Annotated in this window: 13 protein-coding genes; 5 read left to right on the forward strand and 8 right to left on the reverse strand. The window is 44.3% G+C overall.

What is annotated here, in order from left to right:
* Positions 1 to 3 precede the first annotated feature (3 nt).
* From BXY_RS23060 to BXY_RS23095, 8 genes are all read right to left on the reverse strand, one after another.
* Positions 4 to 558 carry a helix-turn-helix domain-containing protein gene (locus BXY_RS23060; RefSeq protein ID WP_004313803.1) on the reverse strand — a complete coding sequence of 185 codons (555 nt, stop codon included), beginning with the start codon at positions 556 to 558 and terminating at the stop codon, positions 4 to 6.
* Between the two features lie 40 nt (positions 559 to 598).
* A complete protein-coding gene (gene proC, locus BXY_RS23065) occupies positions 599 to 1,372 on the reverse strand; it encodes a pyrroline-5-carboxylate reductase (protein WP_004310476.1) in 774 nt (257 codons plus the stop codon).
* Positions 1,373 to 1,508: 136 nt separating this feature from the next.
* Positions 1,509 to 2,630, reverse strand: a complete 1,122-nt coding sequence (locus tag BXY_RS23070) for an aspartate aminotransferase family protein (protein ID WP_015533059.1) — start codon at positions 2,628 to 2,630, stop codon at positions 1,509 to 1,511.
* A gap of 38 nt (positions 2,631 to 2,668) precedes the next feature.
* Positions 2,669 to 3,079 (reverse strand): four helix bundle protein, encoded by a 411-nt coding sequence (locus tag BXY_RS23075; RefSeq protein ID WP_004310471.1) that lies wholly within the window; start codon positions 3,077 to 3,079, stop codon positions 2,669 to 2,671.
* A complete protein-coding gene (argC, locus tag BXY_RS23080; protein ID WP_004313800.1) occupies positions 3,079 to 4,047 on the reverse strand; it encodes an N-acetyl-gamma-glutamyl-phosphate reductase in 969 nt (322 codons plus the stop codon). The genes BXY_RS23075 and argC overlap by 1 nt, the downstream gene beginning before the upstream one ends.
* Positions 4,044 to 5,252 carry an argininosuccinate synthase gene (locus BXY_RS23085; RefSeq protein WP_004310468.1) on the reverse strand — a complete coding sequence of 403 codons (1,209 nt, stop codon included), beginning with the start codon at positions 5,250 to 5,252 and terminating at the stop codon, positions 4,044 to 4,046. The genes argC and BXY_RS23085 overlap by 4 nt, the downstream gene beginning before the upstream one ends.
* Positions 5,253 to 5,265: 13 nt before the next feature.
* Entirely contained in the window at positions 5,266 to 5,844 is a 579-nt protein-coding gene (locus tag BXY_RS23090; protein WP_004299851.1) for a GNAT family N-acetyltransferase, read from the reverse strand.
* A gap of 27 nt (positions 5,845 to 5,871) precedes the next feature.
* Complete coding sequence (locus BXY_RS23095) at positions 5,872 to 6,345, reverse strand: arginine repressor (RefSeq protein ID WP_004310466.1); 474 nt, start codon at positions 6,343 to 6,345, stop codon at positions 5,872 to 5,874.
* Positions 6,346 to 6,580: 235 nt separating this feature from the next.
* Between BXY_RS23095 and rhaB the strand changes: the two genes are divergently transcribed.
* The 5 genes from rhaB (at position 6,581) to fucO (ending at position 12,521) form a co-directional block, all read left to right on the forward strand.
* A complete protein-coding gene (gene rhaB, locus BXY_RS23100) occupies positions 6,581 to 8,038 on the forward strand; it encodes a rhamnulokinase (protein ID WP_015533061.1) in 1,458 nt (485 codons plus the stop codon).
* 50 nt (positions 8,039 to 8,088) lie between these two features.
* Positions 8,089 to 9,345, forward strand: coding sequence for an L-rhamnose isomerase (locus BXY_RS23105; protein ID WP_008018351.1), 1,257 nt, complete (start codon positions 8,089 to 8,091; stop codon positions 9,343 to 9,345).
* 3 nt (positions 9,346 to 9,348) lie between these two features.
* Positions 9,349 to 10,368, forward strand: coding sequence for an L-rhamnose/proton symporter RhaT (rhaT, locus tag BXY_RS23110; protein ID WP_004310462.1), 1,020 nt, complete (start codon positions 9,349 to 9,351; stop codon positions 10,366 to 10,368).
* A 92-nt stretch (positions 10,369 to 10,460) separates the two neighbouring features.
* A complete protein-coding gene (gene rhaD, locus BXY_RS23115; RefSeq protein WP_004310461.1) occupies positions 10,461 to 11,270 on the forward strand; it encodes a rhamnulose-1-phosphate aldolase in 810 nt (269 codons plus the stop codon).
* Positions 11,271 to 11,366: 96 nt separating this feature from the next.
* On the forward strand, positions 11,367 to 12,521 hold the full coding sequence (gene fucO / locus BXY_RS23120; protein WP_004299884.1) for a lactaldehyde reductase: 1,155 nt from the start codon (positions 11,367 to 11,369) through the stop codon (positions 12,519 to 12,521).
* Positions 12,522 to 12,654: the final 133 nt, after the last annotated feature.

Here is a 12,654-nt window from a genome sequence, read left to right on the forward strand (position 1 = left end):
TTATTACATAATTACTGCCAGAAAACGTACTGTTTTGCCATCGAGCGCTTTCATGCCATGTGGAAGTTTAGAGTTAAAATAGATACTGTCGCCTTGGTTGAGGATGATTTCTTTGCCTTCGATGTTGATAAGCATACGTCCTTCGATGACAAGGTTGAATTCTTGTCCGTTATGTTGGTTATAATGGATGGGTTCGTCGTTTGCTTTCGGTTCAACGGTGACGATGAACGGATCGGCGGTACGGTTCATGAATCCTGAAGCCAGTGATTGGTATTTATAAGCTTTGGTACGTTCGATGCTGACTCCTTTGCCGGCACGGGTCACGAAGTAACTGCTCATTTTAGGCTCTTCGCCAAACATCAGGGCGTCGAGAGCTATATTATACGTGCGGGCTATCTTTTGTAACATGCTGACAGAGATATCGTAGTCTCCGGTTTCTGCAAGTCGGTATTCTTCGGCAGAGATGTCGCTGTCGCGGGCGATATCCTCTGCGGTCAGTTCCAGTACATCACGTAATCCGCGGAGGCGTTCTGCGATCTGTTTAATTTGTTCATTCATACAAGTGGTTCGTATTTTTATGATTAATAATTCTATGGTATTATTTGGAGGCTTTCATGGCTTTGATGATAGCGGAGGTGAATCCGTTGTGCTCCAGTTCATTGATCCCCTTGATCGTGATTCCGCCCGGAGTGGTAACCTTGTCGATTTCTACGCTGGGGTGGGTGTCATTGTTCTGAATCAGTGCGGCTGCTCCTTTTAAGGATTGTGCTATCATCTGCATGGCATCTTTGGGACGAAGGCCCATTTCGATTCCGGCTTGCATGGCTGCCTGAACGTATTTCAATACGTAAGCGATACCGCAGGAGGTCAATGCGGTGGCTGCCGCTATTTTATCTTCGGGAATAAGCATCACGGTTCCCATCTCGCTGAACAACCGGAGGATGAATTTGTCTTGTTCATCGTTCGTATTGCGGGCGGCAACAAGCGTCATACTTTCCAGTTCGCTGATAGCGGTGTTCGGAATCAGGCGGAACATGGCCATTTCCGGTGCTACGACATAATGAGCCAGTTCTTCAAAACTGATGCCGGCAGCTACGGAGATGAGTATCTGTTTGCTTTTTAGTTTCAATTCGCGCATCACCGGTTCCATAAACCACGGTTTGACAGCAAGGATGACAATATCTGCTCCTGTGGCAGCTTCCACATTGCTGTTGGTGATAGAGATACCCGGAAATTCCTTTTTCAGTTTCTCTAGTTTTCCGGCACTCGGATTGGACACAATGATGTCCGAATCGTCTATCAGACTTCCTTTTGCCAGGCCACGGGCTATTGAGCCGCCCATGTTTCCTGCACCGATAATGGCTATTTTCATATACGCTTATTTTTAATGAGTTGTTAAAGGCAAAGGTAACAGTTAATTACGAAAAAACAAAAAGCAGCCGGAATAAGAAATAAATTTCTAATAAAGGCTGCTTTTATCGTTGGCTGTTTATTAATCAAATGAGCGATTAGAGTACTTTCTTGAACCGGGCAAGGAAGTCTTCTGCTTCCTCCATAGTAAGACAGAGAGGAGGTAACAGGCGAAGTACATTCGTACCGCTTGCTCCGGTAAATACATGCTCGTCATAGATGAGGCGGCTGCGTAGTTCTTTGATGGGCTCTTCGAATTCGAGTCCGATCATGAGTCCGCGTCCGCGTACCTCTTTTATTTGCGGGAATTTCTTCAGTTCTTCCAGTAAGTAGTTACCTACTACCTTTGCGTTTTCTATCAGATTTTCTTGCTCAATGACGTCCATCACAGCGAGTGCTGCCGAGCATGCCAGATGGTTTCCGCCAAAGGTAGTTCCCAATTGACCATATACCGGTTTAAACATCGGGCTGATCAGGACACCTGCCATCGGGAAACCGTTGCCGATACCTTTGGCTACAGTGATGAGGTCCGGCTTGATGTCATTATATTGATGGGCGAAGAATTTACCGCTACGCCCGTATCCGCTTTGAATTTCATCGAGAATCAGGATCGTTCCTGTCTCGCTGCAAGCTTTGCGGAGTTCCTGCATAAATTCGGTGGTCGGTATCTTGATACCGCCTACCCCTTGTATTCCTTCAATGATAACAGCGCATGTGTCTCCCTTAGACAATTCCTGTTTCATCGCTTCCATATCGTTGAGCGGGAGATAGGTGACATGACCGTTATTGTTGATAGGGGCGATAATGGAAGGATTGTGAGTCGCTTCTACCGCAAGAGATGTCCGTCCGTGAAACGCCTTATTGAAAGATACGATTTTGGTACGTCCGTTATAGAAGGAAGCCAGCTTCAAAGCGTTTTCGTTCGCTTCGGCTCCACTGTTAATCAGGAACAGGTTGTAGTCTTCGTAACCGGAAATCTTGCCCAGTCGTTCGGCTACCTCTTGTTGGAGCTTGTTGATGACAGAGTTTGAGTAGAAACCAAGTTTAGCCACCTGGTTACTGATCATTGCTGTATAGTGAGGATGTGCATGTCCGATAGAGATAACGGCATGACCTCCGTAGAGATCCAGATATTCCGTTCCGTTCTCATCCCATACCTTGCAACCGTCGCCCTTGACAATGTTGATGTTATATAAAGGATATACGTCGAATAATTTCATAATAATTAAATGAAGAATTAAGAATGAAGAATGAAGAATTAGGTTACTTCATGGTTCATTTGATTATTTTTGGCAGTTTTGATTGAAGAAACAAGCAGAGCTATGAGTTCTCCACAATCAATCTCCATACTATTAAAAGCATTAGAATCGATATAATCTGAATCTTTTAAAAGATTCAACCAATAGTCGGTTTCATTAGCTTCCTTTAATGATATACTTAGTTTATTAATGAAGTCAGCATTGCTTTGGGCAAATTCGGATTCTCGAATTGAAGCTCCAATAGAAGTGCCGGAACGAAGAATTTGTTTGCTGAGGATGAACTCTTGTTTCATTTCTCGAAGATATTTAGTCATTTGTACAATTCGAAGTGCAAATGAATAGCTTTTTGTATTCAATAATGAATTTGTTCTATTGTGGCAATTCTTCATTCTTCGTTCTTCATTCTTCATTAAAACGCTGAAGGCTTCAAACGTAGTCCTACGGTTTCTTCCAGATTGAACATCAGGTTCATGTTATGAACCGCTTGTCCGCTGGCGCCTTTCAGCAAATTGTCGATACAAGAGATAATCAATAGTTTGTCACCGTGTTTCTCCAGATGTATCAGGCACTTATTAGTATTAACGACTTGTTTCAAGTCAATATTCTTGTCTACGATGTGTACAAAGGAGTCTTTTGCATAATATTCCTCGTACATACGAACGATTTCTTCCAGTGCTACTTTGGTTTTGACTACCATCGTTGCAAAGATACCACGGGCGAAATCTCCACGGTATGGAATGAAGTCGATCTCCGCATCGAAACTGTTTTGCAGCTGTTTCAGTGATTGCTTGATTTCCGGAACATGCTGGTGCTCGAATGCTTTGTACACACTCATATTGTTGTTTCTCCAACTAAAATGACTGGTAGCACCCGGTTTCACTCCGGCTCCCGTACTTCCTGTAATGGCATTTACCATTACATCATCCGTCAGCATCAGATTCTTGGCAAGCGGAAGCAAACCGAGCTGGATGCAGGTTGCAAAACAACCGGGATTGGCTACGTGCTTTGCCGTACAAGTGGCACGGCGGTTCAGTTCCGGCAGGCCGTAGATAAAGTCGTGGTCGTCGCTCATAATGCGGTAGTCCATCGAGAGGTCGATAATCTTCAGGTCTTCCGGTATGTTGTGACTTTCCATGAATTTCTTTGTATCGCCGTGGGCGGTGCAGAAAAAGAGAACGTCGATTTCGTCCAGAGGTAACTGGTCGGTGAATCTTAGATCTGTTTCTCCATACAAGCCTTCGTGTACGTCGGTAATTCTGTTTCCGGCATTACTGCTGCTGTTGATAAATACGATTTCAGTTTCCGGATGGTTGAGCAGCAGACGGATTAATTCGCCTGCTGTATATCCTGCGCCACCAATGATTCCTGCTTTAATCATATCTCTTCGTCTTTGTGGTTATTATAGTAAACACGTAGCGGAGTAGAAGTGACTTTGATAAAGCCTTTGGCGTCTTCGGCTGTCCAGCCTTTCTGCATTTCACCGTATTCTCCGAATTTAGTCTTCACCAGATCGTCTTCCGATTCTACACCTACGGTAGAGAAGGAGAGAGGGCGAAGCTCGAGGATAGCCGTACCGTTTACGTTACGCTGGCTTTCCTGCAACATCGCTTCGATGTCACGCATCACCGGTTCGAGGTATTGGCTTTCGTGGAGGAACATACCGTACCAGTTGGCAACCTGGTCTTTCCAGTATTGCTGCCATTTGCTCAATGTATATTTCTCAAGGAAGCGATGGGCGCCGATAATCAACATCGGGGCTGCTGCTTCGAATCCTACACGGCCTTTGATACCGATAATTGTATCACCCACGTGCATATCACGGCCGATACCGTATGCTGCACCAATCTCTTCCACTTTCTGGATGGCTTTGATCGGGTCGTCAAACTTCTCGTCGTTGACAGCTTTCAGTTCCCCTTTTTCGAAAGTCAGGCGGAGCTGTTCGCTGCCTTCTTTTTCAACATGTTTGAGGTAGGCTGTTTCCGGGAGTCCTTGCGCAGAGTCGAGGATTTCGCCGCCACAGATAGAAGTACCCCACAAACCTACATTATAAGAGTATTTCAGTTTGGTGAAGTCCGCGCTGAAACCATGTTTGTTCAGATAATCAATTTCTTCCTGACGGCTCAATGCCATGTCACGGGTCAATGTGATGATTTCTACATTGGGAGCCAGTACGAGGAAAGTCATGTCGAAACGGATCTGGTCGTTACCTGCTCCGGTAGAACCGTGTGCGATGGCATCCGCACCGATTTCATTGGCATATCGTGCGATGGCCAGTGCCTGGAAAATACGTTCGGAACTAACAGAAATAGGATAAGTACCGTTACGCAGCACATTTCCGAAAACCATGTATTTCAGGCTCTTTTCGTAGTATTCCTGGGTAACGTCCAGCGTCACGTATTTCACTGCTCCCAGTTTATAAGCATTTTCTTCGTTTGTTTTCAGTTGTTCTTCGCTGAAACCACCCGTATTGGCACAAGCTGCATATACTTCGTAACCTTTTTCTTTGGCGAGGTACATGACGGTGAACGATGTGTCCAGTCCGCCGCTGAATGCCACCACTACTTTTTTCTTCTTTTCTTCCATAGTGCTGTATCTTTTAAATGTTATTTCTTTCTTGTTCTTTTTTGATGTTCCGCGGCTCTGTCGGATCGTACAGCATGGCTGTGCAGATGCAGAACTTGCGGTTTTTCGCTACCAGAATATCATGGTTGATACATCCTTCGCATCCTTTCCAGAAAGCTTCGTCGTCTGTCAGTTCGTTGAAGGTGACAGGTACATAACCCAGTTCGGTGTTCATTTTCATGACAGCTGCTCCGGAGGTCAGACTGAATATTTTTGCTTTCGGCCATCGGAGACGTGCCAGTTGGAAAGAAGCCTGTTTGATACGTTTTGCCAGTCCTAACCCACGGAAATCGGGATGAACGATCAGACCGGAAGTAGCCACATATTGCTTGTTTCCCCATGATTCGATGTAGGTGAATCCGGCAAAAGTATCGCCACAAAGAGCAATAATCGCCTTACCTTCTTTCATCTTTGTCGCTACGTATTCGTGTGTGCGTTCCGCAATTCCTGTTCCTCGTACGGCGGCAGCATTTCTGATAGTTTCCAAAATAGTGTCAACGTAAACCTCATGTGAGGCGTCGGCTACCATAACATCTATTTGTTGAGTGTCCATTTCTTTATTATATAATAATAGGTATAATTATTCGATATTGGGAATGATGAGTGACAGAAGCTGACGTATTTTGCTGATGGCAACTCCTTCACGCAACACCAACATGATTGTATCGTCACCGGCAATGGTTCCCAGAATTTCACTGAATTCATTGTTGTCGATGTCATACGCCATGCTGCTCGCATAACCGGGGCGGGTGCGGATAACGGCAATGTTACCGGAAAACTGTAAAGAGATAAATCCGTTGTTACGTAACATTTCACCGGCACTCTGGTCGGTAGAACGTTTATACATAATATTGTTCGGCAGTACATATACGTACTTTCCGTTCATACTGGCAGCCTTGGCTACTTTCAATTGTTTCAAGTCGCGGGAGAGGGTGGCCTGTGTCAGTTCGAAGCCTTCGCGGTTCAGCTCTTGCAACAGTTCTTCCTGCGAACCGACTTCCTTGCTTGAGATAATCATTTTGATGGCGTCTAACCGATTTGCTTTCTTCTTCATTGTATAATTATTCTAAGAACGGTGCAAAAGTATGCATTATTTCGGAGAAAAGATGCATAAAACCAAAGTTTTTTTGCATAAAAGTGAAAAATATGCTAAACGGTGAGAGCCTGCTTTTTTGTTTTGTGTCAAAATGTATACCCTTTCAATCAAAATACATAAGGAAAGGGAGGAGGGAATCGCCTATCTTTGCCATGTAGGTAAATGGATACCTTAAATATATAGACAGAATACCATGAAACAAAACTTTTTTGCAGTCGACCTGGGCGCAACGAGCGGCCGTACAATCTTAGGAACTTTCATCGAAGGCGGATTAAATCTGGAAGAGATTAATCGTTTTCCTAACCACCTGATTGAAGTGGGTGGACATTTCTATTGGGATATTTATGCATTATATCGTCATATTATTGACGGATTGAAGTTGGTGGCTCATCGTGGCGAATCCATTGCTTCTATCGGTATTGATACCTGGGGAGTGGATTTTGTGTGCGTCGGAAAAGACGGTAACTTGCTTCGTCAGCCATACGCGTACCGTGATCCTCATACGGTAGGTGCACCGGAAGCTCTTTTTTCCCGTATTTCGCGTAGTGAAGTCTATGGCAAAACGGGTATTCAGATTATGAATTTTAATTCACTTTTTCAATTAGATACTTTACGTCGCAATCACGACAGCGCATTGGAGGCGGCAGATAAAATTCTGTTTATGCCGGATGCATTAAGTTATATGCTGACCGGAGAGATGGTGACGGAATATACAATTGCTTCGACAGCGCAGCTGGTAAATGCTCAAACACGTCGTTTGGAACCGGAGTTGCTGAAAGCAGTAGGTTTGAGTGAAAAGAATTTCGGACGTTTTGTATTCCCAGGTGAAAAGGTGGGAGTATTGACGGAAGAAGTGCAAAAGATTACCGGACTGGGGGCAATTCCTGTAATTGCGGTAGCCGGTCATGATACCGGTTCTGCTGTTGCTGCCGTTCCGGCATTGGATCGCAACTTTGCTTATTTGAGTAGCGGAACCTGGTCACTGATGGGAGTTGAAACGGATGCTCCGGTGATTAATGCTGAAACGGAAGCGTTGAACTTTACCAATGAAGGCGGGGTGGAAGGAACCATCCGTCTGTTGAAGAATATCTGTGGAATGTGGTTGTTGGAACGTTGTCGTTTGAATTGGGGAGATACAAGCTATCCTGAATTAATCAATGAGGCGGATGCTTGCGAGCCGTTCCGTAGTCTGATTAATCCGGATGATGATTGTTTCGCGAATCCTGCAGATATGGAAAAAGCCATTGCTGAATATTGCCGGGTTACCGGACAAGCAGTTCCCGAGAAACGTGGACAAGTGGTGCGTTGTATTTTTGAAAGTCTGGCTTTGCGTTATCGTCAGGTATTGGAGAATTTACGTTCGCTTTCTCCCCGTCCGATTGATACATTGCACGTAATTGGCGGCGGTAGCCGGAATGATTTGTTGAACCAGTTTACAGCTAATGCGATAGGAATTCCTGTGATAGCCGGTCCGTCTGAAGCAACAGCTATCGGTAATGTAATGATTCAGGCAATGGCAGCAGGTGAAGCAACGGATGTTGCCGGTATGCGCCAGTTAATCAACCGCTCTATCCCGTTGAAAACTTATCAGCCGCAAGATACGGAAGCTTGGGACGCGGCTTATATCCATTTTAAGAATTGCGTTCGATAATGCATTGAACAACCGACAGAATAATCATTTATTTAAACTAATAGAATATCATGAAAAAAGAAGAACTGATTCAGAAAGCGTATGAGATTGCTGTGGAACGTTATGCAGCAGTAGGTGTGGACACCGAACAAGTATTGAAAACGATGCAGGATTTTCATTTGTCACTTCACTGCTGGCAGGCTGATGACGTTGCAGGATTTGAAGTACAGGCCGGCTCATTGACCGGAGGTATTCAGGCAACCGGTAATTATCCGGGCAAAGCTCGTAATATTGATGAATTGCGTGCTGATATTTTGAAAGCTGCTTCTTATATTCCGGGTACTCATCGTCTGAACCTGCACGAAATCTATGGAGATTTCCAAGGTAAGGTGGTAGACCGTGACCAGGTAGAACCGGAACATTTCAAGAGCTGGATCGAATGGGGTAAAGAACATAACATGAAGCTTGATTTCAACTCTACCTCTTTCTCTCATCCGAAATCAGGTGACTTGTCTCTTTCTAATCCTGATGAAGGTATCCGTCAATTCTGGATTGAACATACCAAACGTTGTCGTGCCGTTGCGGAAGAAATGGGTAAGGCACAGGGGGATCCGTGTATCATGAATCTTTGGGTACATGACGGAAGCAAGGATATTACGGTAAATCGTATGAAATATCGTGCATTGCTGAAAGATTCTTTGGATCAGATCTTCGCTACCGAATATAAGAATATGAAGGATTGTATCGAATCTAAGGTGTTCGGTATCGGTCTGGAAAGCTATACAGTGGGTTCTAATGACTTCTATATCGGTTATGGTGCTTCTCGTAACAAGATGATTACGCTGGATACCGGTCACTTCCATCCGACAGAAAGTGTAGCTGATAAAGTATCTTCACTGTTGCTTTATGTGCCTGAATTGATGTTGCACGTGAGCCGTCCGGTTCGTTGGGATTCAGACCATGTTACTATCATGGATGATCCGACAATGGAACTGTTCAGCGAAATCGTTCGCTGCGGTGCTTTGGACCGTGTACATTATGGTCTTGATTACTTCGATGCATCTATCAACCGTATTGGTGCATACGTAATCGGTAGTCGTGCTGCACAGAAATGTATGACTCGTGCCCTGCTCGAACCGATTGCTAAGTTGCGCGAATACGAAGCAAACGGACAGGGATTCCAACGTCTGGCTTTGCTCGAAGAAGAAAAGGCGCTTCCTTGGAATGCAGTTTGGGATATGTTCTGCTTGAAGAACAATGTTCCTGTTGGTGAAGATTTCATCGCAGAAATTGAAAAGTACGAAGCCGAAGTAACTTCTAAACGATAAGTTATGGAAATCTTAATCGGCTTATTGATTATAGCTATCGGTAGCTTTTGCCAGTCCAGTTCTTATGTACCTATCAAAAAGGTAAAAGAATGGAGCTGGGAAAGCTTCTGGTTAATACAAGGTGTATTTGCCTGGTTAGTGTTCCCGTTCCTGGGTTCACTACTGGGTGTACCCCAAGAGAGCAGTTTGTTCGACTTGTGGGGAGCAGGAGGTGCTGGAATGAGCATCTTTTATGGTATATTGTGGGGAGTAGGAGGGTTGACTTTCGGACTTTCCATGCGCTATTTGGGTGTTGCGCTCGGACAGAGTATCTCACTGGGTACTTGTGCCGGTTTCGGTACCCTTCTTCCGGCTCTTTTTGCCGGTACAAACTTGTTTGAAGGTAACGGGCTGATTCTTTTGTTGGGTGTTTGCATCACGTTGGCAGGTATTGCTATTATCGGGTATGCCGGTAGTTTGCGTGCGCAAAACATGAGCGAAGAAGAAAAACGTGCTGCTGTAAAAGACTTTGCATTGACAAAAGGGTTACTGGTTGCACTTTTGGCTGGTATCATGAGTGCCTGCTTTGCTTTGGGACTGGATGCGGGAACACCTATCAAAGAAGCCGCTTTGGCTGGTGGAGTGGAAGGACTTTATGCCGGTCTTCCGGTTATCTTTCTGGTTACGCTTGGAGGCTTCCTGACAAATGCAGCTTACTGTTTGCAACAGAATGTGGTTAACAAAACGATGGGTGACTATGCTAAAGGAAAAGTGTGGGGCAATAATCTAGTGTTCTGTGCGTTGGCTGGTGTACTATGGTATATGCAGTTTTTCGGATTGGAAATGGGTAAGAGCTTCCTCACCGAAAGCCCGGTGTTACTGGCTTTCTCCTGGTGTATTCTAATGGCATTGAACGTAACCTTTAGTAATGTTTGGGGAATAATTTTAAAAGAATGGAAAGGGGTGTCAAACAAGACCATAACTGTGCTGATAGCTGGTCTGATTGTACTTATCTTCTCTTTAGTATTCCCAAATTTGTTTTAAAAAAATCAAGAACGGATTACACGGATTACGCAGTTTTTTTATAACTTGCGGCAAAATCCATGTAATCCGTGCCTAATTAAAATATATATATAATGAAATCAATTTTAGAGAATCGTCCGGCACTTGCCAAAGAAGTAAACAAGGTAGCAGAAGTTGCCGGATACTTGTGGCAGAAAGGATGGGCTGAACGTAATGGTGGTAATATCACTGTTAATATCACAGAGTTTGTAGACGATGAAATCCGTCAGATGAAGCCGATCAGCGAAGTAAAGTCTATCGGTGTGACTCTTCCTTATCTGAAAGGCTGCTATTTCTACTGCAAGGGAACTAATAAACGCATGCGTGATTTAGCCCGCTGGCCGATGGAAAATGGTTCGGTAATCCGTATTCTGGATGACTGTGCCAGCTATGTGATTATTGCGGATGAAGCCGTAGTCCCGACATCGGAATTGCCTTCTCACTTGAGCGTACACAATGACCTGTTGAGCAAAAACTCTCCTTATAAAGCATCTGTACACACACACCCGATTGAACTGATTGCCATGACACATTGTCCGAAATTTCTGGAAAAAGATGTGGCTACCAATCTGTTGTGGAGTATGATCCCTGAAACAAAGGCATTCTGCCCGCGTGGTTTGGGTATCATTCCTTATAAATTACCTAGTTCGGTGGAATTGGCTGAAGCTACCATCAAAGAATTGCAGGATTACGATGTGGTGATGTGGGAGAAACATGGTGTATTTGCAGTGGATTGCGATGCGATGCAGGCATTCGATCAGATTGATGTACTCAATAAGTCGGCTCTGATTTATATCGCAGCTAAAAATATGGGCTTCGAACCGGATGGTATGAGTCAGGAACAGATGAAAGAAATGTCAGTTGCTTTCAATCTTCCTAAATAAGATTTATACTAGTCATTGATTTTAATTACTTTAGAAACCGTGGCATTTTCTACCCTGGAAGGTGCTGCGGTTAACCCTTTAAACAAATAGATAACCATGAATCGCATTATTTTAAACGAAACTTCGTACTTCGGTGCCGGATGCCGTAGTGTCATTGCTGTGGAAGCAGCCAGACGTGGCTTTAAGAAAGCCTTTTTTGTAACGGATAAAGATCTTATCAAGTTTGGTGTGGCTGCCGAAATCATTAAAGTATTTGATGAAAATCAGATTCCTTACGAACTTTATAGTGATGTAAAAGCGAATCCTACGATTGCAAATGTACAAAATGGTGTGGCGGCATACAAAGCTTCCGGAGCCGATTTTATCGTTGCTTTGGGCGGCGGTTCTTCCATCGATACTGCCAAAGGAATCGGTATTGTTGTGAACAATCCGGATTTTGCAGACGTGAAATCTCTGGAAGGGGTAGCCGATACCAAACACAAAGCGGTGCCTACTTTCGCGCTGCCTACTACTGCCGGAACAGCTGCGGAGGTAACGATCAATTATGTGATTATTGATGAAGATGCCCGCAAGAAAATGGTTTGTGTAGACCCGAACGACATTCCTGCCGTAGCTATCGTAGACCCTGAACTGATGTACTCAATGCCAAAAGGACTGACTGCTGCTACCGGTATGGATGCTTTGACTCATGCCATCGAAAGTTATATCACTCCGGGTGCTTGGGTAATGAGCGATATGTTCGAATTGAAAGCCATTGAAATGATTGCTCAAAACTTGAAAGCAGCTGTGGATAATGGTAAAGATGTGGCAGCCCGCGAAGCAATGTCACAGGCACAATATATTGCCGGTATGGGATTCTCGAATGTCGGTTTAGGAATTGTTCATTCGATGGCGCATCCGCTAGGTGCGTTCTATGATACTCCTCATGGGGTAGCCAATGCCTTATTGTTGCCGTATGTGATGGAATACAATGCTGAATCTCCGGCAGCTCCGAAATATATCCATATTGCGAAAGCAATGGGAGTGGACACTACCGGAATGAGTGAAGCCGAGGGAGTAAAAGCGGCTGTTGAGGCAGTGAAAGCACTTTCTGCCAGTATCAATATACCGCAGAAATTACATGAAATCAATGTGAAGGAAGAAGATATTCCTGCACTGGCTGTAGCTGCTTTCAATGATGTTTGTACAGGCGGTAATCCTCGTCCTACTTCGGTAGCAGATATCGAAGCTCTATATCGCAAAGCTTTCTAAAGTTAGTTTTTGCGGAAGTTCTTTTCACCACAGATTACACAGATTTACACAGATTTAATTCTTAAATATCGGCTTCCGATTAGAAAATAATCTGTGTAAATCTGTGTAATCTGTGGTGTTTTTCTGAAAATAA

The sequence above is a fragment of the Bacteroides xylanisolvens XB1A genome, from assembly GCF_000210075.1.
Classification (GTDB): domain Bacteria; phylum Bacteroidota; class Bacteroidia; order Bacteroidales; family Bacteroidaceae; genus Bacteroides; species Bacteroides xylanisolvens.

Coding starts and splice junctions, on each gene's coding strand:
- rhaD (WP_004310461.1), top strand. CDS start 10,461: ATGAAATCAATTTTAGAGAATCGTCCGGCACTTGCCAAAGAAGTAAAC.
- BXY_RS23070 (WP_015533059.1), bottom strand. CDS start 2,630: ATGAAATTATTCGACGTATATCCTTTATATAACATCAACATTGTCAAG.
- rhaB (WP_015533061.1), top strand. CDS start 6,581: ATGAAACAAAACTTTTTTGCAGTCGACCTGGGCGCAACGAGCGGCCGT.
- BXY_RS23075 (WP_004310471.1), bottom strand. CDS start 3,079: ATGAAGAATGAAGAACGAAGAATGAAGAATTGCCACAATAGAACAAAT.
- proC (WP_004310476.1), bottom strand. CDS start 1,372: ATGAAAATAGCCATTATCGGTGCAGGAAACATGGGCGGCTCAATAGCC.
- fucO (WP_004299884.1), top strand. CDS start 11,367: ATGAATCGCATTATTTTAAACGAAACTTCGTACTTCGGTGCCGGATGC.
- BXY_RS23095 (WP_004310466.1), bottom strand. CDS start 6,345: ATGAAGAAGAAAGCAAATCGGTTAGACGCCATCAAAATGATTATCTCA.
- argC (WP_004313800.1), bottom strand. CDS start 4,047: ATGATTAAAGCAGGAATCATTGGTGGCGCAGGATATACAGCAGGCGAA.
- BXY_RS23105 (WP_008018351.1), top strand. CDS start 8,089: ATGAAAAAAGAAGAACTGATTCAGAAAGCGTATGAGATTGCTGTGGAA.
- BXY_RS23085 (WP_004310468.1), bottom strand. CDS start 5,252: ATGGAAGAAAAGAAGAAAAAAGTAGTGGTGGCATTCAGCGGCGGACTG.
- rhaT (WP_004310462.1), top strand. CDS start 9,349: ATGGAAATCTTAATCGGCTTATTGATTATAGCTATCGGTAGCTTTTGC.
- BXY_RS23060 (WP_004313803.1), bottom strand. CDS start 558: ATGAATGAACAAATTAAACAGATCGCAGAACGCCTCCGCGGATTACGT.
- BXY_RS23090 (WP_004299851.1), bottom strand. CDS start 5,844: ATGGACACTCAACAAATAGATGTTATGGTAGCCGACGCCTCACATGAG.